This is a genomic window from Streptomyces cacaoi (assembly GCF_006539165.1).
GTDB classification, from domain to species: Bacteria; Actinomycetota; Actinomycetes; order Streptomycetales; family Streptomycetaceae; genus Streptomyces; species Streptomyces cacaoi.
The window spans coordinates 376,064-400,631 of the sequence record NZ_BJMM01000003.1 but is presented as its reverse complement, the minus strand read 5'-3'; the positions used below and the strand labels follow the sequence as shown (position 1 = coordinate 400,631).

At 74.9% G+C, this 24,568-nt stretch carries 15 protein-coding genes; 2 read left to right on the top strand and 13 right to left on the bottom strand.

The annotated features are described in order from the left end of the window. Positions 1-2: 2 nt before the first annotated feature. From SCA03_RS05000 to SCA03_RS04990, 3 genes are all read right to left on the bottom strand, one after another. Positions 3-644, bottom strand: coding sequence for an FMN-binding negative transcriptional regulator (locus SCA03_RS05000; RefSeq protein WP_141275223.1), 642 nt, complete (start codon positions 642-644; stop codon positions 3-5). 57 nt (positions 645-701) lie between these two features. Beyond that, positions 702-1,994, bottom strand: a complete 1,293-nt coding sequence (locus SCA03_RS04995) for a lysine N(6)-hydroxylase/L-ornithine N(5)-oxygenase family protein (RefSeq protein WP_230988485.1) — start codon at positions 1,992-1,994, stop codon at positions 702-704. A gap of 97 nt (positions 1,995-2,091) precedes the next feature. After that, a complete protein-coding gene (locus tag SCA03_RS04990) occupies positions 2,092-3,501 on the bottom strand; it encodes a condensation domain-containing protein (RefSeq protein WP_158102300.1) in 1,410 nt (469 codons plus the stop codon). A gap of 310 nt (positions 3,502-3,811) precedes the next feature. Between SCA03_RS04990 and SCA03_RS04985 the strand changes: the two genes are divergently transcribed. Then, entirely contained in the window at positions 3,812-4,039 is a 228-nt protein-coding gene (locus tag SCA03_RS04985; protein ID WP_051845950.1) for an MbtH family protein, read from the top strand. A 135-nt stretch (positions 4,040-4,174) separates the two neighbouring features. Here SCA03_RS04985 and SCA03_RS04980 read toward each other — a convergent pair whose 3' ends face one another. The 8 genes from SCA03_RS04980 to SCA03_RS04945 all read right to left on the bottom strand — a co-directional run bounded on the left by SCA03_RS04980 (position 4,175) and on the right by SCA03_RS04945 (position 17,699). Next, complete coding sequence (locus tag SCA03_RS04980) at positions 4,175-7,393, bottom strand: non-ribosomal peptide synthetase (RefSeq protein ID WP_086815636.1); 3,219 nt, start codon at positions 7,391-7,393, stop codon at positions 4,175-4,177. Next, positions 7,390-9,303 carry a non-ribosomal peptide synthetase gene (locus SCA03_RS04975; protein ID WP_086815635.1) on the bottom strand — a complete coding sequence of 638 codons (1,914 nt, stop codon included), beginning with the start codon at positions 9,301-9,303 and terminating at the stop codon, positions 7,390-7,392. Before SCA03_RS04975 ends, SCA03_RS04980 begins: the two co-directional genes overlap by 4 nt. A gap of 76 nt (positions 9,304-9,379) precedes the next feature. Then, positions 9,380-10,609, bottom strand: coding sequence for a cytochrome P450 family protein (locus SCA03_RS04970; RefSeq protein ID WP_086815634.1), 1,230 nt, complete (start codon positions 10,607-10,609; stop codon positions 9,380-9,382). Further along, the gene (locus SCA03_RS04965; RefSeq protein ID WP_086815633.1) at positions 10,606-11,400 is read right to left on the bottom strand and encodes a thioesterase II family protein; all 795 of its coding nucleotides are present in this window, start codon (positions 11,398-11,400) and stop codon (positions 10,606-10,608) included. Before SCA03_RS04965 ends, SCA03_RS04970 begins: the two co-directional genes overlap by 4 nt. Before the next feature lie 33 nt (positions 11,401-11,433). Continuing rightward, entirely contained in the window at positions 11,434-12,729 is a 1,296-nt protein-coding gene (locus SCA03_RS04960; RefSeq protein WP_086815632.1) for a cytochrome P450, read from the bottom strand. Then, positions 12,726-14,564, bottom strand: a complete 1,839-nt coding sequence (locus SCA03_RS04955; protein WP_230988484.1) for a non-ribosomal peptide synthetase — start codon at positions 14,562-14,564, stop codon at positions 12,726-12,728. Before SCA03_RS04955 ends, SCA03_RS04960 begins: the two co-directional genes overlap by 4 nt. After that, positions 14,561-15,328: a hypothetical protein gene (locus tag SCA03_RS04950; protein ID WP_086815642.1), complete on the bottom strand. Its 768-nt coding sequence runs from the start codon at positions 15,326-15,328 to the stop codon at positions 14,561-14,563. Before SCA03_RS04950 ends, SCA03_RS04955 begins: the two co-directional genes overlap by 4 nt. Beyond that, positions 15,315-17,699 carry a non-ribosomal peptide synthetase gene (locus SCA03_RS04945; RefSeq protein WP_158102299.1) on the bottom strand — a complete coding sequence of 795 codons (2,385 nt, stop codon included), beginning with the start codon at positions 17,697-17,699 and terminating at the stop codon, positions 15,315-15,317. Before SCA03_RS04945 ends, SCA03_RS04950 begins: the two co-directional genes overlap by 14 nt. Before the next feature lie 465 nt (positions 17,700-18,164). Between SCA03_RS04945 and SCA03_RS04940 the strand changes: the two genes are divergently transcribed. Further along, positions 18,165-19,520: an MFS transporter gene (locus SCA03_RS04940; protein ID WP_086815630.1), complete on the top strand. Its 1,356-nt coding sequence runs from the start codon at positions 18,165-18,167 to the stop codon at positions 19,518-19,520. 461 nt (positions 19,521-19,981) lie between these two features. On the opposite strand, the gene SCA03_RS04935 is transcribed toward SCA03_RS04940, so the two are convergent. Continuing rightward, a complete protein-coding gene (locus tag SCA03_RS04935) occupies positions 19,982-21,943 on the bottom strand; it encodes a sugar phosphate isomerase/epimerase and 4-hydroxyphenylpyruvate domain-containing protein (RefSeq protein ID WP_086815629.1) in 1,962 nt (653 codons plus the stop codon). Positions 21,944-22,207: 264 nt separating this feature from the next. Beyond that, a complete protein-coding gene (locus SCA03_RS04930) occupies positions 22,208-24,508 on the bottom strand; it encodes an MMPL family transporter (protein WP_086815628.1) in 2,301 nt (766 codons plus the stop codon). Positions 24,509-24,568 lie beyond the last annotated feature (60 nt).

The following is a 24,568-nucleotide window of genomic DNA, read 5'->3' as shown; positions in this document are numbered from 1 at the left end:
GCCTAGCCGTATCTGCGCATCGTCGCGGCGACCTCGCGGGCACGCTCCTCGGTGCTGCCGGCGAGCGCCGAACCCACCCGGTCGCGGATGTCGTCCGGCTTCTCCTGGCTGAGCTTGAACATGCCCTCGGCCGCGGTCACCCGGAAGAGGAACGCGCCGACGCCGGGCACGATCTTCTCGAAGTACGGGAGGGATGCGGTCATGTCCCAGCCGGTGCCGATGTGTTCCTCGTAGGTCCGCACCGTGCTGCGGATGACCTCCATCGTCGGCTCGCCGCTCTCCAGCGGGTGGATGGTGCCGTGTGCGTGCACGGAGACGAAGTTCCAGGTGGGCGACGCCGGGCTGACCCCGTAGTGGGTGGGGCTGATGTAGGTGTTGGGCCCGGCGAAGACCAGCAGGGCGCGGTCGCCCTCGCGCAGCGCAGACCAGTGCGGGTTGCTCCGGTTGAGGTGTCCGGCCAGTACCGTGCCGACCAGCCCGGTCTCCCCGGTGCCGGACTCCAGGTCGCTCCACGGGATGACGGGACAGTGTGTGGCCAGCGGTCCGTCGGCGCCGTTGCCGGCGAGCAGGGCGAGGCCCTGGCCTCGGACGACGTCGCGGGCCCAGCGGGGGTCGCCGGGCCGGTAGGCGTCGGGTACGAACATGGTGGACGGCTCCTGGATCAGGGGGGGGGGAACGCTGCGGTGGGGGGCGGGCGTCGCTCAGGGGATCTGCCGAACGCCGGCGGCGAGCGAGGTGACGATCTCGCCGGCGCGTACGGCGATGTTGGACAGCAGCGAGGCGGAGATCCCGTGCGTGTGCTCGATACCGCCCTGGAGGTAGATGCCCGCCGTGACATCGGCCGAGGTCTCCACGCGGTACTCGCGGCTGACGCGCAGCCGTCCGGCGCTGTCGCGCTTGCACAGTTCGGCCGCCGGGCCGAGCAGCGAGGCGGCGTCCATGGGGTGGTATCCGGTCGCGAACACCGCTATTCCCGCGTCGAGTTCGGTGCTGCGGTCCTCCAGCAGCCGGTTGACGCGCAGCCGTACGCCGTCCGGGCCGCTGTCGGCGCCCTCGACCCGGCACATCGGCCAGAAGTGCAGCCGCCGGGTGCCGCGCACCGACTCCTGGTAGGAGCGCCGGTACAGCTCGTTGATCAGGTCGAGGTCGACGACGGCGTAGTTGGTGTTGCCGTGCTGCTCGTAGAAGCGCTCCCGGACGGCGGGCACGGCGTCGTAGAAGTGGTCGACGGCCTCCGGGTCGAAGACCCGGTTGGCGAACGGCGAGTCGTCCGAGGGGCTGTAGCCGTAGCTGGGCAGCAGCGCGTCGATCCGGCTGTCGGGGAAGCGGCTGTGCAGATGGGCGGCGACCTCGGCCGCGCTCTGCCCCGCGCCGACGACCGCGAACGAGGCCGGCGGCGGTCCTGTCAACTCCTCGATGCGCGGCAGCAGTTCCTCGCTGTGCCACACCCGCTCCGAGCGCGCGACGCCCTCGGGCATCCGCGGCACCAGGCCGGTGCCGAGCACGATGTTGCGGGCGCGTTCGGTGCGTTCGCCGCCGTCGGCCTCGCGGGTGACGACGTCGAAGGCGACGACGGTCTGCGCCTCGGTGACCGGCCGGACGGCGACGGCCGCCGTGTCGTAGCGCACCCGGTGGGCGACGTGCCCCGCGGCCCAGTCCAGGTAGTCGTGGAACTCCACCCGGGAGGGGAAGAACTCCTTGTGGTTGATGAAGTCGACCAGCCGTCCGCGGTCGTGCAGATAGGACAGGAAGCTGAAGGCGCTGCGCGGGTTGCGCAGCGTCGCCAGGTCCTTGAGGAAGCTGACCTGCATGGTGGCGTCCTCCAGGAGCATTCCCGGATGCCAGGCCAGCCGCGGGCGTTTCTCCAGGAACAGCGCGTCCAGCGGTGGGCCCTCGTGCTCCTCCAGGGCCACGGCGAGCGCCAGGTTCGCCGGTCCGAAGCCCACTCCCACCAGGTCGCGCACCCCGGTTGCGGTGCCGTTCGTCGAAGTCACGCTCGCTCCCCTCGGTTTCGGCTCGCGGGGGTGTGGGTGCGAGCCGTGCTGCATGGGCTTGCCGTCGTGGCGGCCTGGGTGTCGTGCGGGGCCGCGGTCATCCGCCGGCCACGGCCCAGCCGTCGAGCAGTTCGGTGAGCTGGTCCCCGGACAGGATCGGGACGCGGGAGAGCCGCTGTTCCGGGTCGTCCGCCACCGCGTGCAGGAAGTGTGTGTAGTAGGAGCAGAAGGACTCGGCGGTGCCCTGTTCGAACAGGTCGCGGGCGTAGAGCAGCCGCCCGGTGACGGAGCCGTCCGCGCCGGTGCCCAGGTGGAGTTCGGCGTCGAAGCGGGTCCTGGCGCGGCCCTCGCCGAAGTAGGCGGTCTCGACGCCGGTCAGCTCCAGCGGGGGCGCGGTGCCGCCAGGGCCGCCGTCCGCGAGATCGAACCACACCTGCACGAGCGGGTTGCGGCTGAGGTCGCGGGGCGGGTCGACGGCCTTGACGATGCGGTCGAAGGGCACGTCCTGGTCGTCGTACGCGGCGAGGGTGGCCTCGCGGGTGCGGTCGACGAGCCGGGTGAAGGCGGGGTCGCCGGTCAGATCGCCCACGACGGGCAGGGAGTTGGCGAAGAAGCCGATCAGCCCCTCGTGGGCGACCCGGGTGCGGCCGTTGAACGGGCAGCCGACGACGAGCGACTCCTCGGCGGTCAGCCGGCCCAGCAGGCCCTGGAACGCGGCGAGGAAGACGACGAAGGGTGTGGTGCCCCGCTCCCGGCTCAGGGCGCGCAGCTTCTCGGCGGCGTCGGCCGGCAGGTGTACCGGGGCCTCGCCCGCCCGGTAGCTGGGGCGGGCGGGACGCTCGTGGTCGCCGGGCAGTTCGAGCACCGGAGGGACACCGCGCAGCCGCTCGCGCCAGGCCGCGGTCCGCCGTGCGAGGTCCGGGGCGTCGGCCGCCGCGGCCTGCTCCCGCGCGAAGTCCGCGTACTGGGCGGGGAGCGGGGGCAGCGGGGAGGCCGACTCCGGGCCCTCCGGAGTGCCGGTCTCCCCGGCGAAAGCGGCGTACGCGGTGGACAGTTCGCGGCTGAAGATGTCGAGCGAGTCCCGGTCGAAGAGGATGTGGTGCACGGTGAGGCCGAGGATGTGCCGGTGCTCGCCCAGCCGTGCCAGCCAGGGCTTCAGCAGGGGCCCGGCGGCCAGGTCGAAGGCGGTGTCGGCGTAGCGTTCGGCGAGCCGGGCCGCCGCGGCCTCTGCGTCCTCTGCGTCCTGCGTGTTCGTCAGATCGTGCACGGCGGGCGGGATGTCGGCGGCGGAGAAGGCCGTCCGCAGCAGCGGTTCGCCCTCGGCGGTGGTGGTGACCCGGCTGCGCAGGATCTCGTGCCGCTCGACGACGAGGGCGAGGGCCCGCTCCAGGGCGGCGGTGTCCAGCGGGCCGTCGAGCCGGTAGGCGGCCGAGACGTTGTAGGCCAGATTGCCGGCGCCGAGCCGGTCGATGAACCACAGCCGGTGCTGGGCGGGGGCGAGCGGCACCGGGCCCGTGGCGGGCTGCGCCGATGCGGCCGGGCCGGTGGCGCCTGCGGTGGCCCGGGCAGTCGCCGCCCGGGCCGCGAGGCGCCTTCTGAGAAGTTCCCGCCCGGCGTCGGACAAGTTCTCAGCGGAAGCGTCCACCACAGCCAGAAACCCCCCGGTAAAGAGGACACGAAGGAGTACCGCTCAGGTATCGGCACTCCCGGTACGGCCAAAAAACTACTACGTTCGACGAAGCCCGGGCAAGGGCTTGAACAGGGGGTCGACCACGACGCGGTGAATGGTTATGCTCCTGCCTTCGGAGGTGGTCGGAATGGATATACCGGAGGAGCGCGAAAAGGATGGCGCGCCGGCTTTCCAGGTCGTCGTCAACCACGAGGAACAGTACTCGATCTGGCCCGTCGGGCGGGACGTTCCCGCAGGCTGGAGCGGTGTCGGCGTCGAGGGGGACAAGGAGTCCTGCCTGGCGCACATCGAGCGGGTGTGGACGGACATCACCCCGCTGAGCGTCCGCCGGCAGCTTTCGGAAAGCGCGTCCTAATTCGCCGCGCGGGCACGAATTCTTCACCGGAGAGCCCTCGGGCAATCCCCGGAAAAACCCTCCGGGGGCCGCCGTGCACCGCACGGCGGCCCTCCTTTTGTGAACATCCGGTGACCCGTCGGCCGGGAACCCGCACTAATTGTTCAGTTCGCGCGCGATTTCCTCCTCGGTCATTTCGGCAATCTCGGCGGCCGCCTGCCGCTCGATTTCGGCGCACTGGTCGGCGACGGTCCGGTGGTCGAAGACCGCGCGGACCGGGAAGGCGACACCGAGGGACTCCCTGACCCGGGCGGCGAGCCGGGAGGCCGTCATGGAGGTACCGCCCGCGGTGAAGAAGTCGGTGCTCACGCCGAGCGGCACGCCGGGGAAGACCTCCTGCCACAGCAGGAGCACCTCCTTCTCCAGGGGCCCGCGCGGCGCGAGCGGCGCCGCCGCGGTCTCCTGCGGGGCGGGCAGCCGGGCCCGGTCGACCTTTCCGCTGGCGGTCAGCGGCAGCGCGTCGAGCACCACGAAGGCCGCGGGCACCAGAGGGGACGGCAGCCGGGCACGCAGCTCGTCGCGCAGACCGTCCGCCGTGGGCGCCTGCCCGGCGGGCACGACGTACCCGGCGAGCAGGGCGCCGCCGGCCGGGCTGCGCGCCACCGTGACGACGGCCTCCCGTACGCCGTGGCAGCGCAGCAGCGCCTGCTCCACCTCGCCGGGTTCGATGCGGTAGCCGTTCACCTTGAGCTGGGCGTCCCGCCGGCCCAGGAAGTCGAGGGTGCCGTCGTCCCGCCGGCGGACGAGGTCGCCCGTGCGGTACATCCGCTCGCCGGGGTGCGGGGCGAACGGGTCCGGCACGAAGTGACCGGCCGTGAGCGCGGGCCGGCCGGCGTAGCCGCGGGCGAGGCCCGCACCGGCCAGCCACAGTTCGCCGGGGGCGCCGGGCGGCACCAACTGGAGGCCGTCGTCGAGCACATAGGCGCGGACACCGTCGATCGGACGGCCGATGGTGTTGTCGTGCCAGGGCGGGCCCAGGGCGTCGGTCGCGGTCGCCACCACGGTGTTCTCGGTCGGCCCGTAGTGGTTGTGCACCCCGATGCCGGGGGCGTCGTCCGGCCGGGGCCGGAAGAGGTCGCCGCCGGTCAGCAGCGCGGTCAGCGCGGTCCGGGTGCCCAGCGGGTGCCGGATCAGCTGCTCGGCGAGCGGCGTCGGCGCGAAGGCGGCGTCGGCCCCCGTGTCCGCGAGGTGCCGCACCAGCGCCTCGGGGTCGCGCACCACCGCGTCGGGGCAGATCTCCAGCCGGGCGCCGCCGGCCAGCGCCGGCCAGATCTCCCAGGCCGCGGCGTCGAACGAGACCCCGGCGACCTGGGCCACGACGGAGGCCCCCGGGCGCACCGGGTACCGCCGGTGGTGCCAGGCGGTCAGATGCGCGAGCCCGGCGTGCGTGACGGCGACCGCCTTGGGCCTGCCGGTGGACCCCGAGGTGTAGACGAGGTAGGCGAGATGCCCGGGCGCCGGGCCGGGAGGCGCCGGCTGCGTCCCGGCCGTCGCGGCCCCCTCCGCCACGGCCGTGGCGACGTCCAGCACCGGGGGCACCGCGCCGTCCCCCGGTACCGGCCGGCCGTCGGCGCCGGGCAGCCGTGGCCGGGTCGCGGCGTCGGTCAGGACGAGGCGGGCGCCGGAGTCGTCGAGCAGATAGGCGAGGCGCTCCGGCGGCTGCTCGGGGTCGATCAGCAGATAGCAGGATCCGGCCAGGACGGCGCCCAGCGCGGCGCACACCAGTTCCGCGCCGCGCGGCAGGCACACGGCGACGACGTCCTCCGGACCGCAGCCGCGCGCGGCCAGCAGCCGGGCCACCGCGCCCGCACGCTCGGCGAGCCGGGCGTAGGTCAGCCGCGTCACCCCGTCGGTGACGGCAGGGGCCGTGGGGTGTTCGGCGGCCCGGCGGGCGAAGAGCGCGGCCACGGTTCCCGCGGCGCCCGCGGCCTCCTGGGCCGGTCCCGTGCCCTGCCGGAGCACGGCCGCCTGTTCCGGCCCGTCGAGCAGCGGCAGCGCGGCCAGCGGGGTGTCCGGGGAGCGGGCGGCGGAGCCGAGCAACTGCGCGTAGTGGCGCAGGAACGTCCGCATCCGGGCCTCGTCGAACAGGTCGGTCGCGTACAGCAGCCGGCCGTGCAACTCCTCGCCCGCGGGCCGCAGATGCAGCTCCGTGTCGAAGCGGGTGACGGTCTCCGGGTACTCCACGGGCGCCACGTCGGCCCCGTCGAGGCGCAGCGGGCGCTCCGCCAGCGTCTCGTCGGTGATGTCGAACCAGTGCTGGACCAGCGGGGTGCGATCGAGGCCGCGGGCAGCCCCCAGCGCTTCGACGAGCATGTCGAAGGGCAGCTCCTGGTGGTCCATGGCGTCCCACACCTCGTCCCGGACGCGCTCGGTGAGTTCGCCGAGGGTGGGCCGGCCGCGCAGGTCGCCGGGGAGCGCGACGGTGTGGGTGAAGAAGCCGATGGCCTCCTCGGTGCCCGGCTCCGTGCGGCCGGCGAACGGCACCCCGCACAGCATCCGCCGGGTGCCCGCGTACCGTCCGAGCAGCTCCTGGTACCCGGCGAGCGCGACGGCGAACAGCGAGGCCCGGCGCTCCGCGGCGAGACGGCGCAGCGCCTCGGTGGTGGCGGCCGGGAGGGTGAAGTCGAGCTGGGCGCCCCGGCCCGTCGGCTGGGCGGGGCGGGGCCGGTCGGACGGCAGGGAGAGCACGGTGGGCACGTCGGCGAGCCGGCCGAGCCAGTGTTCCAGCAGCCGGTCGCGCTCCGGTCCGCGCAGTGCAGCGCGCTCTTCCCCGATGTATCCGAAGGGGTCGGCCGGCGGCTCGGGGAGCGCCGCGGGCCGCGCGTGGAGCCGGGCGGTGTAGGCCGCCGACAGCTCGCGCTCGAACACCGGCCGGGACAGCCCGTCGAAGGCCACATGGTGCACATGGACGTGGAGGAGCCAGGCGGCCGGGGCGAGCCGCAGCAGCACGGCACGCAGCGGCGGTCCGGCGGCCAGGTCGAGCGGGGTGCCGAGCAGGGTGCGCACCGACTCCTGTGCGGCGCGCTCGGGTTCGGGCCCGCCGGACAGATCGCGCCGCTCCAGGCGTAGGGCGTCGGCGGGTCCGACGACGGCGTAGGGCTCCCCGCCGTCGGAGCCGAACCGGCAGCGCAGCACGGGGTGGCGCCGTGCGACCTCGCGGAGCGCCGCTTCCAGGGCGGCGCCGTCCAGCTCGCCGGTGATCCGGTAGGTGAGCGGAGTGAGGTAGCCGACCTGTCCCGGCAGCAACTGGTCGAGGAACCACAGGCGTTCCTGGGCGAAGGAGAGCGGATGCCGCTGCCCGTGCTCCTCGGTCATGCCCGGCCCTCCCCCGCGCCGTCGCCCGCGCGCGCCGCGCGGACCGCGCGTACCTCCTCGGCCAGTTGGGCGGGCGTGGCGCGTTCGAAGACGGCCCGCAGCGGCAGTTGGACGCCGCAGGCGGTGCGCAGCCGGTGCACGAGCTGGGTGATCAGCAGGGAGTGGCCGCCCAGCCGGAAGAAGCTGTCCTCGACGCCGACCTTCTCCTTGCCGAGCACGTCGCAGAAGACCTCGGCGATGGCGGCCTCGTCCTCGTCCCGCGGGGCGAGGAAGCGCGGGCGCGCGGTGTCCACGGCGGGCAGCCGCTTGCGGTCGACCTTGCCGGTGGAGGTGAGCGGCAGTTCCGGCAGCGGGACGTACGCCTGCGGAACCATGTACGGGGGCAGCAGCCGGGCGAGGTGGTCGCGCAGCTCGTCGGCCTGCGGCGGGGTGCCGCCCGCGCTGGCCGTGTAGGCGGCGAGCATCGCCTCCTCCCCCTCCCCCGTCTTGAGGACGACGGCCTGGGAGATGTCCTCGCGTGCCCGCAGCAGCGACTCGATCTCGCCGGGTTCGATGCGGTAGCCGTGCAGCTTGATCTGGAAGTCGGCGCGGCCGAGGTACTCCAGGACGCCGTCGGTGCGCCACCGTCCGCGGTCGCCGGTGCGGTACATCCGGCTGCCGGGTGCCTTGGTGTACGGGTCGGGCAGGAAGGCGCGGGCGGTCTGCGCGGGGTCGCCGAGGTAGCCGCGGGCCGGCGGGCCGCCGCCCACGTAGATCTCGCCGGGCACGCCGGGCGGCACCGGCCGCAGACCGGCGTCCAGCACATAGATCCGCGCGTCGACGACGGGCCGGCCCACCGGGGGCCGCTCGGGCCACTCCTGTACGGGGGCCGTCAGCCGGGGCGCGGTGACGACGTTCAGCTCCGTCGAGCCGTAGTGGTTGTCCAGCAGGACGCCGGGCAGCCGGTCGCACAGCGCCCGGACGGCGGGGGTGACGACCTGCTGGTCGCCGGTGGTGATCAGCTCCCGCAACGTGCCGCAGCTGCCCGGGTGTTCGGCGGCGTGCGCCGCGAGCCGGTCCAGCGCGAGCACCGGCAGCAGGACCTTGTCGACCCGGTGCCGGTCGACGACCTCGGCGAGTGCGGGGATGTCGTGCCGCTGGTGCTCGGTGGCGACGACCGCGCAGCCGCCCAGCCACCAGGTGGACAGCAGCTCCAGGAAGCCGACGTCGGAGTTGAGCGGGAAGAACTGGAGGGCGACGGGGCGTTCGGCGTACCGGTCGCGGCACCAGTCGAGCAGGGTGATCTGTGGCCCGGCGTGCATGGCGATGCCCTTGGGGCGGCCGGTGGAGCCGGAGGTGTACAGCACGTACATCAGGTTGTGCGGCCCCGAGCCCGGCGCCGGTCCCGCGTCCGGACCGGCCGTGGTTCCGGCCGGGGCCTCCGGCCCGGTGGCGCCGTCCGCCGTGCCGGGCCCGCTGTCGGCCGGGGTGTCGGCCATGCCGGTCTCGGCGGGCAGCGCGTCGACGCCCGGCCCCCAGCCGTCCTCCGGCAGCGTGTCCTGGACGGACTTCTCCGTCACCACCAGCCGCACACCGGCGTCGGCGAGCAGTGCGCGGGTGCGCTCCAGCGGCTGGTCGGGGTCGACGGGCAGACAGGCGGCGCCCGCCTTGAGCACCCCGAGCACGGCGACGGACTGGGTGACCGAGCGCCGCAGCGCGATACCGACGAGCGTCTCGGGGCCGGCCCCGGCCGCGCGCAGCCGGTGCGCCAGCCGGCCGGCCGCCCGGTCGAGCTGCCGGTAGCTGAGGCTCCGCGGCCCGCAGACGACGGCGGGGGCCTCGGGGGTGCGGGCGGCCCACTCGGTGAACCCGTCCACGGGGGTGCGCGACGGGCCGACGGGTGCGGTGGCTGCGTCCTGAGCAGGGGTCATGCGTGGTCTCCGCGGGGTCGGGTGGGCGGACGGTGAGGGCCGGGTACGGCCGGCGGCGGCCTGGCCGGCACGGTGTTCAGTGCGCCGGGCGGAAGGTGACGGGAAGAGCGCGCGGGCCGCGCAGTGTGGGGCCGTAGGTCCACACGACGCGGTCGGCGGGAACGGCGAGGGTCAGATCCCGCAGCCGGGCGAAGAGTGCGGGCAGCGCGACCTCTCCCTCCAGCCGGGCCAGATGGGCGCCCAGGCACAGATGGGCGCCGTGTCCGAAGGCGAGGTTCGAGCGCACCGGACGGTCCACCCGGAACTCCTCCGGCTCGGGGACGAACTCCGGGTCGCGGTTGGCGGCGGCCAGGGACAGCACCACCGTGTCGCCCCGGGCGATGTGCTCGCCGGCCAGCTCCAGGTCCTCGGTGGCGTAGCGGTGGACGGAGCTCTGCACGGGCGAGTCGTAACGCAGGATCTCGTTGACGACACCGGCCCAGGCGACCTCGCCGGCGAGCACGGCCCGCAGCTGGCCGGGATGCTGGAGCAGCCGGTGGACGGCGGCGCCGAGGAACTGCACGGTCGTCATGTGGCCGGCGCCGAGCACGGAGAGGATCATCGCGGCCAGCTCGTCCTCGTCCCGCAGCTGTCCCGTCTCCAGACCCCGCACCAGGGTGGCGCCGACGGCCTCGGGGTGGCGGCGCATACGGACGGCCAACCGCCGGGTGTAGTCCAGCAGTTCCCCGAGCGCGCCGAGGTCGGGCGGGTCGGTGAGGCTGGCCTTGTGGAACAGCTCCACACAGCGGGCGGGCGCTTCGCGTTCGTCCTCCGGTATGCCGAGCACCTCGTGGATGACGGCGACGGGGACGGGCAGCGAGAACGACTCCACCAGGTCGCAGCGGCCCTCCCCGGCGACCGCCTCCAGCGCCTCGTCGGTGACGCGCTCGACCATGGGCCGCATGGCGCTCACCGCTCCCGCGCTGAACGCGCCGGCCACCAGACGGCGCAGCCGGGTGTGTTCGGGCCGGTCGAGGTCGAGCAGCCCGCGTGCCGGGTCCCACTGTCCGCTGCCGAAGGGCGCCGGCGGATCGGCCGAGTTGCGGTCGTCGTTGCTCAGCCGGGCGTCGGCCAGCCCCGCCCGCACCAGCGGGTAGGACGTCACCAGCCAGGTGCGGCCCGAGCGGTGCGGCGCGTAGATCTCGCTGACGGGCGCGTTCTCGCGCAGCCAGGCGTAGTTGGCGTACGGGTCGGGGTCCCCGGCGTCGTCGGGGTGGGGGGACGCGTGGGCGAGGCTGTCGGCGCCGCTGCCGCCGGCGGTCGTCATGCGTGCTCCTCGATACCGGCCGCCGGGTTCGGCGCGGCCTCCGGTTGTTCGGTCATGGTGCCGGCGAGGGCCGTGCGCAGCGCCTCGGGCGCCTGGAGGAAGGCGAAGTGGCCGCCCGGCAGCAGGCTGGTGCGGAAGCGGCCGGGGGCGGCATAGGCGTCCCAGCCGGTCATCTGCTCGGGGCGGATCTCGTGGTCGTCCGTCCAGGAGAGGGTGTGCACGGTGCACGGCAGCTGTACGGGGGCGGGCAGCCGGTAGGCGCGGTTGGCCGCGAGGTCGGCGCGCAGCACCCGCATACCCAGCTCGATCATGTCGGGCTGCGGCTCGTCGCCGCCCATCTCCCGTGCCATCTGCCGCAGTTCGTCCCGCAGCTGGTCATCGGACAGCGACAGGAACCGGCCGTACGGGCCGAGGTGCGGCGCGACCTGGGAGGAGACGAACAGCCAGGAGGGGGTGGGCAGTCCGCGTTCCGCCAGCAGCAGTGCCGTGGCGAAGCCGGGCAGGGCGCCGCCGCAGTGCCCGAAGAAGCCGAACGGCCGGTCCAGGTACGGCAGCAGGGCCTCGGCGAGCTGCCCGGCCAGCTGCGGGTAGGTGCCGTAGTGCTCCTCCCGTACCCGGTTCTCGCGGCCGGGCAGCTGGATCCGGCAGACCTCGGCGGGGCCGATCCGCTCCGGCCAGCGGTTGTACATCGAGGCGCCGACGCCGGAGTACGGCAGCAGGAACAGCCGGGCGGGCGCCTCGGTTCCGGGGCTGCGCAGCAGCCATTTGCGGGGGCGTTTCGGCTCAGCCATCGCACACCTCGGGTCGGGGGTGGTGGTCCGGGGTCACAGCACGGCCTCGGGGAGCGGCCCGCCCGCGGCGTGTGCCGCGCCGAGCCGTTCGGCGGCGCCGTCCAGGAGGCGGGCCGTGACCGGGAGATGTTTGATCCCGGCGACGAAGTTGGACGCCAGGTGCTCGACGGGCCCGGCCTGCTCGAACTGCCCGACGTTGGCGACGATTTCCTCGAACAGGATGCGCAGGGCGACGCGCGCGAGCGGGGCGCCGACGCAGTAGTGCGGGCCGAAGCCGAAGGCCACATGGCGGTTGGGCGACCGTCCGACGTCGAAGGCGAACGGCTCGGCGAACACCCGGCGGTCGCGGTTGGCCGAGCCGAGCCAGGCGACCACGGCCTCACCCGCGGGGATGCGCACCCCGCTCAGCTCGGTCTCACGCCTGGTGTAGCGCATGAAGTGGTTGGCGGGCGAGGACCAGCGCAGCCCCTCCTCGACGGCGCGGGTCAGCAGCGCCGGATCGGCCGTCAGCCGGGCGTACTGGCCGGGCTCCTCGATGAAGGCCAGCACGGTGCCGGCGATCGCGTGCGGGGTGGTGACGTTGGCGCCCAGCAGCAGGCTGTAGCAGTTGTAGACGATCTCGTCCTGGCGCAGCCGCCGGCCCTCGATCTCCATGCCGCGCAGGAAGCCGACGAGGGAGTCGTCCGCCGTGCCCGCGGTGGCGCGCAGATGGTCGGCGAAGTACTCGAACAGCTCGTGGTGTGCGGCGACGAGGGTGCCGCGGCCTTCCTGGAACTCGCTGTCGGTGGGCGCGACGGCCATCGAGGTCAGCCGGGTCAGCCGTGGCCAGTCCGGTTCGGGCAGCCCCATCAGGGTGCCGGTGAAGGCCATCGGGAACGAGGCGGCGGCCTCGGCCAGGTCCCAGGGCGTCCCCTCGGCGAGCGGGGCGAGCAGCCGGAGCACCATCTGCCTAATCCGCGGCTCCCAGCGGCGCATGGCGCGCATCGACATGGCCCGGGACAGCGGCTCGCGCAGCGCGGTGTGCCGGGGCGGGTCGCTCGCCGCCATCATCTTGCCGCCGGCCGGGTCGTCGACGGCCAGCGTGGACAGCAGCGTGCCGCGTTCGGAGGTGAAGCGGGTGTGGTCGCGCAGCACGTCGTTGACGTCGTGGTAGCGCACCACCGACCAGAAGGAGCGGCCGTCGGCGAGGGTCTGGCGCAGCACGGGCGCGTGTTCGCGCATGGTGAGCCAGATCGCGTGCGGGTCGCCCGTGGCGTACAGCCGCGGGTCGGCGAGGTCGGTCTCCGCCGGGTCGAGCGCGGGTGTCTGCGCGGGGCGGGTGAGTCTCATCGGTCCCCTCCCGGGTCGCTGTCTGCGGGGGCGCCGTCCGGCAGCTGCTCGGCGATGTACGCGGCGAGTTCGGCCACGGTGGGACGCTCGTAGAAGGCGCGGGCCGTGACCAGCACGTCGTAGGTCTCGGCGATCTCGCCGGTGATCTGGGTGGCCATCAGCGAGTGCCCGCCCAGCTCGAAGAAGTCGTCGTCCACGCCGACCTCCTCGTACTGGAGGGTGTCGGCCCACACCCGGGCGAGGTCGCGCTCCAACCCGCCCTCCGGGGGCCGGAATTCGGCGTCGCACTCCGGCCGCCTGCGGCTGCGCTGCTTGGCCAGCGTGCTGCGGTCGACCTTGCCGGTCTCCGTCAGCGGCAGCGCGTCCAGCTGCTGGAAGGTGGCGGGGACGAGATAGCCGGGCAGCTGCTCGGCCAGCCGGCGGCGCAGCCGGGGCACCCGGACGCGCTCCTCGGCCACGACGAACGCGGCGAGCTGCTTGGCCGCGCCCTCGCCCTGCACGACGACGGCGCAGTCGCCGATCTCGTCGCGGCGCCGCAGCACGGCCTCCACCTCGCCCGGTTCCACCCGGAACCCCCGCAGTTTGACCTGCGCGTCCGAGCGTCCCAGGAACTCCAGCGCGCCGCCGGGCAGGGCCCGGGCCAGATCGCCGGTGCGGTACAGCCGGGCGCCGGGTTCGGACGAGAAGGGGTCCGGCACGAAGCGTTGAGCGGTGAGCGCGGGATCGCCCGCGTAGCCGTGCGCGAGCCCGAGCCCGCCGGTGTACAGCTCGCCGGGTTCGCCGTCCGGCACGGGCTCCAGCGCGGCGTCCAGGAGGTGGGTGCGGGTGCCGGGCACGGCGGTGCCGATGGGCACGGTGGCGCCGCCGGGCGGCTCGGTCATCACATGGCAGCAGGTGAAGGTGGTGTTCTCCGTGGGGCCGTAGCCGTTGACCAGCCGCAGCCCGGGCAGCGCGGCCAGCACCCGGCCGACGTGCACGGGCGAGAGGACGTCGCCGCCCGCGAGGAGGTGGCGCAGCCCGGCCAGCCGGGCCGGGTCCCGCTCGGCGACCTGGTGGAAGAGGCCGGCGGTGAGCCACATCGCGGTGACGCCCTGCTCGGCGGCGAAGGCGACGACGGCGTCGGGCTCGGGGCGCGGCTCGGGGTACGGCACCAGCCGGGCGCCGTTGAGCAGCGGCGCCCAGATCTCCAGGGTGGACGCGTCGAAGGCGACGGGCGCGAGCTGGAGCACGGTGTCGTCCGGGCCCAGCGGCAGGAAACCGTCCGCGCCGGTGCCCGCGCACGCGAGGCGCACCACCGCCCGGTGCGGCACCGTCACCCCCTTGGGCACACCGGTGGAGCCGGAGGTGAACGCCGTGTAGGCGGGGGCCTCCGGGTCGGTGGGGTGCGGTGCGGCGACGGGCAGCGCGGCGTACTCGGCGCCGGTCGGGTCGAGTTCGGCGACGTCGCGGCCGGGGAACCGCCCGGCGCCGCCCGGCCCGGTGAGGACGAGCCGGGCCCGGGCGGTGTCGAGCATGCCGGCGGCGCGCTCGGCGGGTTCGTCCGGGTCGACGGCGACGTACCGGCCGCCGCATCTGAGGACCGCGAGGAGGGCGGTGATCAGCGCGGTGCCGCGCTCCATGGTGACGGCCACGGCGTCGCCCGGGCGCACGCCCAGTCCGCGCAGATGGTGGGCGAGCCGCCCGGCGGCGGCGTCCAGTCGCGCGTAGGTGAGGTGGTCGTCCCGGGTGCCCACGGCGGGGGCGTGCGGGGTCGCAGCCGCCTGCCGCGCGAAGAGGGCGTGCACCGGCTCCGGGTCCTCGCCGGCGGCGCCGTCCGCGTGCTGGTGCTCGGTCACGCTGGTGTCCCTTCCACAGCTGTTTCGGCCAGGGTTCCGGTGGGCGGGCCGACCGCGATCCAGGTGGCGGCGGCCCGGGCGAGCAGGGCGCCCGCGGCGTCGTACAGCGCCGTGACGTTCTCGGTGGTGCGCCCGTCGCGCCGCACGACGCGGCCGGTCAGCACGTACTCCCGGCCGGGGCACGGCAGTTGCTCGACACGCGCGGCCATCCGGTGCAGCACCATGGGCCGGTGCACCGGGTCGTCGGCCCAGCCGCCGGGGCAGTCGAGCGCCGCCCACACCAGTGCGGGCGGCACGCGCCCGGAGTCGTCCGGTCCGGGGCGCCACGGGCAGGCGACCGTGCCGGGCCGCCCCGGCACGGGGCCGGGACGCAGCCGGAGCCCGTCGGCACGGCGGGGCCCGCACACGAAGCAGTCGGGAAAGGGGTGCCCGTCCTCGCCCGTGAAGTGCTCGGCGCACGCCCGCGCGGCCTCGGGCGCGACCGGCTCGGGCGGCGGCGCGAGCTCCCGGGCGACGGCACCGGCGAGCGCGACGAGCCGGTCCCCGTCGTAGAGGCCGTACCGGCGGCCCGCCGGGCGCAGCTCCATCGGGGTGTCCAGCGGCGGTGGCGCGTGCAGCGTCACCGCGACCCGGGGCCCGAGGTGTTCTTCGGCCAGAGCGGCGAGCATGCCGCACGCCATGCCGCCCTGCGCGGAGTCGGCGGGCCCGTTGTACCGGCCGGGGACGGTGAGCCGGACGCCGCCGGCCGGCTCACCGCCGGGCACGGGAACCGCCTGGGGCACGCGCCGGGCCGACGGAGCCGCCGGCACCGTCCGGACGAGCCGCGACGAACTGCCCGTCCGGAGCGCCACGTTCGGCCGGGCGGGGCGAGCCGCCCGGCACCTCTGCACCTTCGGAACCGGCCGAGCCGCCCGGGCTCGGGGAGCCATCGGGACCGCCCGGGCTCGGGGAGTTTTCGGGACCGCCCGGCCCCGGGGAGGCTTCGGGACCGCCCGGGCCTCCCGGGCTGCGCGAGCCGTCTGGGTCCGCCGCCCCTTCGGGACCGCCCGAGCCGCCCGGGCTCGGGGAGCCTCCGGGACCGCCCGGACTCGGGGAGCCATCGGAACCGCCCGGGTTCCCCGGGCTGCGCGAGCCACCGGGGCCCCCGGGCCGCACCGTACCGACCGTGTTCGCCGGGTCCGCCGGGTCCGCGGTGTTCGTGCTGTCCGCCGGGTTTCCGGCCTCCCCGCCGGTGCGGGCGGCGGCGCCCGCCGGGGCCGTCGTTCCGGCGGCCTCGTCGACGGCGGCGGCGAACCGTTCGACGGTGGGTGCCGCGAACACCGTGCGTGCGGACAGCCGGACCCCGAACCTCCGGCGTATCCGGGCGAGCATCCGCATCGTCACCAGGGACTGGCCGCCCAGCTCGAACCAGTCGGACGCGCGGCCGAGTTCGCCGGTGGCCAGCAGCTCCCGCCACAGTCCGGCCACGGCCTCCTCGGTGGGCGTGCGCGGCGGCAGGTGCGCGGGCCGCGGCGGGGCGGACGCCTCGCGCTCCGGCAGCCGCGCGAGGGCGAGCCGGTCGATCTTGCCGCTGCTCAGCCGGGGAAGCGCGGTGTGCGCGTGGTAGACGGCGGGCAGCGCGGCGGGCGGCAGCCGGTCCAGCAGAAAGGTCCGCAGTTCGCTGGAGGACGGCACGCTGCCGTGCGCACGCTCGGAACCGCCGGCGGCGCCATGGCCGTCGGGGCTGCCGGAGCCGTCGGGGACGGCGGGACCGGCGGGGACGAGGTGGGCGACCAGGCGGGCGTCGCCCGACTCGTCGGGCACGGCGACCACCGCGGCCTGGGCGACGCCGGGGTGCCGCAGCAGGGCGTGCTCCGTCTCGGAGGGCTCCACCCGCACGCCGCGGATCTTGACCTGGTGATCGACCCGGCCGAGGAACTCGTGGACGCCGTCGCCCCGGTCGCGGACCAGGTCGCCGGTGCGGTAGAGCCGTTCGCCGGGGTGAGCCGGATCGTCGTCGGGGACGAACCGCGCCGCGGTCCCGGCCGCTTCGCCGTATCCCCAGGCGAGACAGACCCCGCCGAGGAGCAGTTCGCCGGTGCCGCCGGGCGGTACGGGGCTTCCGTCCTCGGGGTCGCGCACCACGGCGCGCACCCCGGTGATGGGCCGCCCGATGGGCACCGCGTCCGCCTCGGCGTCCCGCGCGGTCAGCTCGTGGTTGAGGACGTCGATGCACGCCTCGGTGGGTCCGTACTGGTTGATGACGCGGGCCGTGGTCGCGGCGCGGACCCGGCCGGCCAGTTCGCCGGGCAGCCGCTCCCCGGCGACGAGCAGATACCTCAGCCCCGCGAGTCCGTCCCCGGCGCCGGCGGCGAGGAACTCCCGCAGCAGGGACGGGACGAAGTGCATGACGGTGACGCGGTGCCGCCGGGCGAGTTCGGCGACGCGGTGCGGTTCGGCCTCCGCACCCTCGGGGGCGACCAGCAGTGTCGCGCCGTGGCACAGCGGCGCGAGGACGACCCACATCTGGCAGTCGAACACGAGGGATCCGGCGTAGAGCACGGTGTCGCCGGGCCCGATGGGATAGAGGCACTGGCCCCAGGCGAAGCGGTTGCGTACCGCGGAGTGCGGCACGTGCACGGCCTTGGGCCGGCCCGAGGAGCCGGAGGTGTGCAGCACATAGGCGAGGCCGTCCGCCTCCGCAGGCCCCGCGGCGGGACCGGGCCCGGCGGCGGGACCGGCTCCGGACCCGGCTCCCGGATCGGCGGCGGTGTCCAGCGGGAGCGCCTCGGGCAGCAGGGCGCGGGCGTCCTTGTCGCCGAGGACGAGCCGGGGCGCGAGCCGGGCGATCGCCTCCCGGGTGGCTCCGGCGGCCTGGTGCGCGGGGAACGGGGCGACGGCCCCGCCGGCCGCGAGGACACCGAGCACGGCCAGCACCTGTGCCACCGAGCGGCCGGCGCACAGCGCGACGGGCTCGGAGGGCGCCAGGCCGCGGGCGCGCAGCGCGGCGGCCCTGCGTGCGGCCTCGGTGACGAGCCGCCCGTAGCTGATTTCCTCGGCACCGTCGCTGAGCGCGATGCGGTCGGGATGTTTCTCGGCGGCTTTCCGCACCGCCTGCCATATGTCGTCGTGCCGGCCCGTCTCCGGGGAAGTCAAGCCACACCTCCACTGCACCGTCGAATACCGGCGCCATCCTTGTGGGACGACCGCCCGCGGACCGTGACAGAGCAATAGGAATTACTCAGTGAAATAGCATGGAATTCGGCGAGCGCAGAGCGCGCTCACCCCGCTCGGTTCCTCGTGTGACAGTGGCGAAAATGGAGCTGCATCAGAAAACCGTGACCCGGACGGCATGTCAAGCGGCCGTTCCCGCTGACATATGCGGGGCCAGGCCCGATCGGAAAGCGTGCCCATCCCCCACAGCCCCCAAACCGGACGCCTGCCCGGATTTTGTGAACGGGCCCCACCAGGGCTTCCGTCTCCGCGCGGGCACCTCTCGTTCCGGATTCCGTGGCTCCGCCCGAAGCCACTCGCGAAGGTCATCTGCCGCGTGGTACAAGGACGTTCGGCTTGAGCGCCCCTCCGCGCGCCCCCCACCGATCCCGAGGAGCGATCGCACACATGGCGACCCGTCCGAGTCCTCCCGTGCGCGGGGCCCTGAGACGCCTGGAAGTTCTCCGCGAGGCGAACTTCCGCATCTTCTTCGCCGGCTACACGACGTCGATGCTCGGCACCTCGATGGCGACGGTCGCGCTCTCCTTCGCCGTGCTGGAGGCCACCGGGTCGCTCTCCGACCTGAGTTTCGTGATGGCCGCGCGCATCGTGCCGATGGTCGTCTTCCTGCTGGGCGGCGGCATCCTGGGCGACCGGCTGCCCCGACGCATGATCATGCTGTGCTCGGACTGGCTGCGGGCGCTGACCCAGGGCAGCCTCGCCGTGCTGCTGATGACCGGCTCGGCACAGCTGTGGCAGCTGCTGTTGCTGGCCGCACTCGGCGGCGTCGGCGAGGCGTTCTTCAAGCCCTCCTTCGACGGACTCGTCCCGCATGTCGTCTCCGCCCCGCGGCTGCCGGACGCCAACACCATGCTGGGGCTGGGCAATTCGGTGGCCTCGGTGGCCGGACCGGCGCTCGCGGGCCTGCTCGTCACGCTGGTCTCGCCGGCCACCGTGCTGCTGGTGGACGCCGGCACCTACGCCCTGTGCGCCCTGTTCCTGATGCGTCTGCGCGTACCGGAGTCCCGGGCCGCCTCCACGCCCGGCCTGCTCAGCGAACTCCGGGCGGGCTGGGGCCTGTTCACCGGGCACCGGTGGCTGTGGATCGTCACGCTCCAGTTCACCATGTTCAACTTCGTGGTGTGGGCGCCCTATCTGGTCCTCGGGCCCGCGGCGGCGGACGCCACCTACACCGGGGCGAGTTCCTGGGGCACGATCGTGTCCGTCTACGGCGCCGGCTCCATCCTCGGCGCGCTGTTCCTGCTGGGCAGGCGTCCGAACCGCCCGCTGCTGATCACCACGCTGGTCACCGTGCTGTGGGCCGCGCCCTCCGCCGCCCTCGCCGCCCAGGCGCCGCTCGTCGTGGTGTGCGCGGGAGCGCTCAGCGCAGGCGTCGCCAACTCGGTGTTCAACGCGCTGTGGATGACCACCATTCAGCAGCACGTGCCGCAGGACGCCCTCTCCCGCGTCATGTCCTATGTGTCCTTCGGCGCCTACTCCATCGGCCCGCTCGGCCTCGCGCTCGCCGGACCGGTGGCCGAACACACCAGCATCTCCGCGGTGCTGGCCGTCGGGGTGTGCTGGCAGCTGGCGGCCAACGCCTTCATCCTGTGCCTGCCCTCGGTGCGGGGCGTCCGGCTGACCCACCGGGCCGCCGGCTCGGCCACCGAGCCGGCCGGGGAACGGGAGACGGCGGCCACCGGCGACGAGGACGATCCCGGCGCCACGGAGACCGAACCCGCCGGCACCCCCCGCCCCAGCTGAGCGACGCCGCCCGCGGAACAGCCCGGAAGCGGAATCTCCGGGACGCCGTATGCTTCCCGCTGGGGAGATACCGGGGGCGGCAAGTGGAGTTCACCGGGATTCCCGCGCACCGCGCCTTCCGCAGCTTTTTGCCCGGCCTGCACACACCGGGCACCGCTCCACCTTTCTGCCGACGCAATCACCCCTTCCCGACGACCGGGAAAACCGGACGGAAACCGGGCGACCATCCCGACGGCACGACGCGTGCGGCCCGTTCCCGGGGACGGGGCGGAGCCGCCGGGCACGCATGCCGCATTCCACCGGAAAACCCCTCGTCGCGCGACGGCCGGAGGAAGGGGCGAGCCGACGTGCGGAGGCGTTCCTTTTCCTCCCTCCGCCGGACCCGGGCGGCGGAAGGGCGAATTCCGTGCGGGGCGCGGAAAACGGTCACGCGGAAGGGGAGGAATAAGGGTGCCGCCCGTTCACACGAGCGCGCCGTACCGCAGCAGTGCCGCGGTGACGACCGGGTCCTGCGCGGCGCCGCATCCCCGGTACTCCCCCACCCGCTGGACGACCTCCAGGGACACCCGGCCGCCCAACGCGGGCGTGCACAGCCGGAAGTACGCCCCGGCCGCGTCCCGTTCGTACAGCACCGCGTGGTCCCGCAGCGCCGACGAGAGCGCGGGCGGCAGCCCCAGGCGCGCGTCGAGATCGTCGTGGTGGTTCACGGGCACGGGCAGCACGGGAGCGCCCGCGCGGCGCAGCGCGACGGCGGTGGCGAAGATGTCGTCCGAGGCGAAGGCGACGCGCTGGAACCCGTACGGCGCGGCGGACCCGGCACCCGGGCCGCGCCGGATCGATTGCAGTGCCAGGCGCACCCCGGCGGGCCCACGTCCCGGCGCGGCCAGCACCCGCCCGGTCAGCGGACCGGCCGGGGTGGCGGCCTCCGTCGGCGGTTGCGGTACGAGGCCGGGCACGGTGCGCCAGAAGAGCACCGCGGCGTCGAACCGGTCGAAGGGCAGGGCGAATCCGAGATGGTCGGTGCGGGTGAGGCCGGCCGACGGCACGGGCCCCTCCTCGGCCGGGACGAAGCCGTCCGGCAGGCGCTCCGCGTCCGCCGTGGAGCGGAACCGCACCAGCAGCCCGCCCGGCGCGACGACGGACGCCGGCTCCCCGGCGTCCTCGGGCCGCCCGGCCGCCGCCACGGGGGCGAGCAGCGCACGGGCCCGGGCGAGCGCCGCTTCGGGTGCCGCGCTCGTCAGCTCGCAGGCGACGAGCCGCGCACCGGCCGCGGTGTGCGGCGCGGCACCGCCGCCGGAACCGTCCAGCAGCACCCGGGCCGCTCCCTGCTCGAACAGCCGCAGGGGCTCGGTGCGGTGGGCCGCGGTGTGCGAGAAGCCGAGGGCGCGCAGGACGGCGGCGGCCCGCGGCCCCGCCCGGTCGTCCACCGCCAGCACGGTGCATCCGTGCCCGACGGGTTCCGGCGCCGCGGGTACGGTCCGGCCGCCCCGCTGCGGCCCCTCCCCCGCGTCGGCAGCGCGCCCCGGGTGTCCCACGTACGCCGCGTCCCCGACGGCGAGCAGGGAGCGCATGGCGTCGCGCGCGAGCTGCACTCCGCTGCCCTGGCGGAAGACGTCGTTGAAGACCTCCAGGGAGAGCGGCCCCCGGTAGCCGGCGGCGTCGGCCTCCGCGAGGAAGCCGGCCACGTCGAGCTCGCCCTGGCCGGGGAGGAGCCGGTGGTGCCGGCTCCACCGGCGCAGGCCCTCCTCCGGCCGGGGCGCGTCGGCCAGTTGGACGAAGAAGAGGCGCTCCGGGTCGATGTGGCGGATGCCCGAGGTGTCACCGGTGCGGGAGGTCAGCGCATGGAAACTGTCCAGGCACAGTCCGAGCGCGGGGTGCCCGGCGGCGCGGACGATCTCCCAGGCGCGCTGCCAGGTGTTCACGTGCCGGCCCCAGGCGAGGGCCTCGTAGGCCACCCGGAGCCCGGAGTCGGCGGCGCGCGCCGCCAGCTGATGCAGCTGCTCGGCGATCCGGTCGGTCTCCTCGGCCGCGTCGGGCGCCGTCGAGGAGCACACCAGGAGGGTGTCGCAGCCCAGTCGCGCGGTCAGTTCCGACTTGGCCGTGGCACGGCGCAGATTGTCGGCGAAGCGGGCCGGGTCCCGTGAGTCGAAGTCGCCGAGGGGCTGGTAGAGGTCGACGGCGAGTCCCAGGGCGCCGCAGAACGCACGCACGTGCTCGGGCGCCAGCGCACAGCCGAGCAGATCGGGTTCGAACAGCTCGACCCCGTCGAAGCCGGCGCCGGACGCCGCCCGCAGCTTCTCCTCCAGTGCGCCGGGCAGGCACACCGTCGCGAGGGTCCGGTGCCGGCTGCCCGGCGCGTGCGTGCCCTGTGCCGTCTCCCGGCCCGTGCCCGTGTTCCTGCCCGTGTTCCTGCCCGTGCCCATCGGCCCGCCTTCCCGGCGGACGGCGGTGGCGGCGTGCGCCCTGCCGGCCCGCCCTGCCCGTGCTGCCCGTCCTGCCCGTACTGCCCCCCGTACTGCCCTGCTGTCGGTGCCGTCCCGTCGGCATGGCTGCCCTGTTCGTCGGTGTGCCCTGTGCCGTGCCGTGCCGTGCGTGCTGCCCGCGCCGCCACATGCCGCCCTGCCGCCTCTCCCGCGCCGGCCGCCGAGTGTTCCGCACTCGCGGCGGCGGCCGGCGCAGGCAGGCGGTCAACTGCCGCTGCCCGCCCGTCCGGACGCGTCCAGCATCCGCGGCTCGTCCGCGCGGGCGGCCGGCACCTCCTCGTGCGGCCCGGGACCGTCGGGCCCGGGCGGGGGCTTCCGGCGGGACGGCCACCACCAGTTGGCGGCCCCGGCGAGCCGCATCAGGGCCGGGAGCAGCAGGACGCGGACCACCGTGGCGTCCACCAGCACGGCGAGCATCGTGCCCACGCCGACCATCTTCAGCTGGGACATCTGCGAGGTGCCCATGGCGGCGAAGACACAGGCGATCGTCAGCGCCGAGGCGGTGACGAGCCGGCCGCTGCGGGCGAGCCCCCAGGCGATGGCGTGCGTGCTGTCCCCGGTGGCGTCGTAGCGCTCGCGGATACGGGAGAAGACGAACAGCTCGTAGTCGGTGGCCAGCCCGAAGGCGACGCACAGCATGAGCGCCGGCAGGCTGCACTCGATGAAGCCGGTGACGGGGAAGTCGCCCACCAGACCGCGCAGATGGCCCTCCTGGAAGATCCAGACGAGGGCGCCGAACGAGGCGGTGAGGCTCAGCGCGGACAGGGCGAGCGCCTTGAGCGGGGCCAGCACACTGCGGGTGAACGGCAGCATGAGCGCCACCAGGCCGAGCGCGAGGACGGCCAGCGCCCACGGCAGCCGTTCGGCGAGCGCGCTTCTGGTGTCGGACAGCAGCGCCGCCGGCCCGCCCACCCACGCGGTCCGTTCGACCGGCACCTGCCGCAGCCGGCTCACCAGCCCCTCGCTGTCGGCCCCCGGAACGCCCAGCACCCGGACCCAGGCGCCCGCGGAACCGGCGTAGCCCTCGGCAGCGGCGGCGTCCCCGGCGCGCTTCCCCGACCGGTAGACGCCGGTGGCCGTCTCGGTGCGGGCGACGCCCTCGGCACGGGAGAGCCGCCGTGCGTACCGGTCGAGTTCCGCGGTACCGCCGGGGTCGGCGCGCAGCCCCGGCAGGGCGACGAAGACCGGGTCGGCCGCCTGGTCGCCGAACTGCCGGCGCACCTCCTCGGACGCCTGGCGTGCCGGGGTGCCCGCGGGGAGCATCCGGTCGTCGAAGTTGCCGAACCGGGCGTGGGTGAACGGCAGCGCCGCCAGCACCAGGAGCGTCGTCGTCAGCAGAGTGACGGTGAGCGGGCGGCGCATCACGGCCATGGCGGTGCGGTACCAGCGGTCCTCGTGGGCGGCGCGCGGTGCCGGGCCGGTCCGGCGCCGGGCCGCGTACCAGCGTTCGATGCGGCCGGGGCGGGCCAGGCGGGGTCCGCACAGGGCGAGCAGCGCGGGCACGGCGACGAGCGCGGCGACGGCGGCGCAGCCGACGACCCCCACGGAGGCGTAGCCGAGCGAGCGGAGGAAGGACGTGGGGAAGACGAGGAGGCCGGCGGCGCTGACGGCGACGGTCGCGGCCGAGGCGAGCACCGTGCGTCCGGCGGTGCGCACGGTGGTCGTCAACGCCTCGCGTGGACCGGCGCCCTGGCCGGTCTCCTCGCGGTAGCGGGCGAGCAGGAACAGGCTGTAGTCGACGGCGAGTCCGAAGCCGAGCGCTGTGGTGAGGTTCTGTGCGAAGACGGAGACGGGTGTCACCAGGGCGAGCAGCCGCAGCAGCGCCATCGCGGCGGTCACGGCCGTCACGCCGACGGCCACCGGCAGCAGGGCGGCGCCCACCGAGCGGAAGACCAGCAGGAGCAGCAGCACGACCACCGGCGCCGCGATCAGTTCGGCGCGTACCAGGTCTCCGCCCGTGATGTCCTCGGCCTCACGGGCCACTTGCGCCGGGCCGGTGACCCGCAGCCGGAACGCGCCGGACTCCTTCCGCAGTTCGGGCACCACGTGCTCCGCGACCGTCTGGGCCGCGCGCTGATCGCCGCGCAGTCGGAGCACCAGCAGTCCGGAACGCCCGTCCCGGGAGCGGAACGACCGGTCTCCCGTGGTCCAGTAGGAGCGGGCGGAGCGCACCCCGGACAGCTGTTCGGCCTTGCGGGTGAGGCGGGTTCCGGCCTGCTGCGTTGAGGCGTCGTCGACGCCGCCGGGGGCCCGGGCGAGGACGACGAGGTCGGGCGTGCCCGCGCGCAGATGCCGGTCGAGGAAGGCTTCGGCGCGTACGGAGTCCGCGCCGTCCGGGTCGTAGCCGTCCGACGAGAAGGGCGCTCCGATGCCGGCACCGAGCGCGGCGAGCAGCAGCACCACGGCTGCCAGCCCGCCGAGGAGATGACGCGGCCCGGCGTGGACACGAGCGGCCCAGCGTGTGAGGGCGGAATTCTCTTGGGAAAAAGGGGAATTGGCGGGCACGACGCCTGATCCTAGAGGGCGGAAAACTCTCGGAGATCTCCGTTCACCCGCCGATGATCA

What these genes read in the sequence shown, in the direction of transcription:
- SCA03_RS04980 (WP_086815636.1), bottom strand. Translation starts at nt 7,393, where the DNA reads ATGACCGAGGAGCACGGGCAGCGGCATCCGCTCTCCTTCGCCCAGGAA.
- SCA03_RS04985 (WP_051845950.1), top strand. Translation starts at nt 3,812, where the DNA reads ATGGATATACCGGAGGAGCGCGAAAAGGATGGCGCGCCGGCTTTCCAG.
- SCA03_RS04965 (WP_086815633.1), bottom strand. Translation starts at nt 11,400, where the DNA reads ATGGCTGAGCCGAAACGCCCCCGCAAATGGCTGCTGCGCAGCCCCGGA.
- SCA03_RS04975 (WP_086815635.1), bottom strand. Translation starts at nt 9,303, where the DNA reads ATGACCCCTGCTCAGGACGCAGCCACCGCACCCGTCGGCCCGTCGCGC.
- SCA03_RS05000 (WP_141275223.1), bottom strand. Translation starts at nt 644, where the DNA reads ATGTTCGTACCCGACGCCTACCGGCCCGGCGACCCCCGCTGGGCCCGC.
- SCA03_RS04970 (WP_086815634.1), bottom strand. Translation starts at nt 10,609, where the DNA reads ATGACGACCGCCGGCGGCAGCGGCGCCGACAGCCTCGCCCACGCGTCC.
- SCA03_RS04935 (WP_086815629.1), bottom strand. Translation starts at nt 21,943, where the DNA reads ATGGGCACGGGCAGGAACACGGGCAGGAACACGGGCACGGGCCGGGAG.
- SCA03_RS04960 (WP_086815632.1), bottom strand. Translation starts at nt 12,729, where the DNA reads ATGAGACTCACCCGCCCCGCGCAGACACCCGCGCTCGACCCGGCGGAG.
- SCA03_RS04940 (WP_086815630.1), top strand. Translation starts at nt 18,165, where the DNA reads ATGGCGACCCGTCCGAGTCCTCCCGTGCGCGGGGCCCTGAGACGCCTG.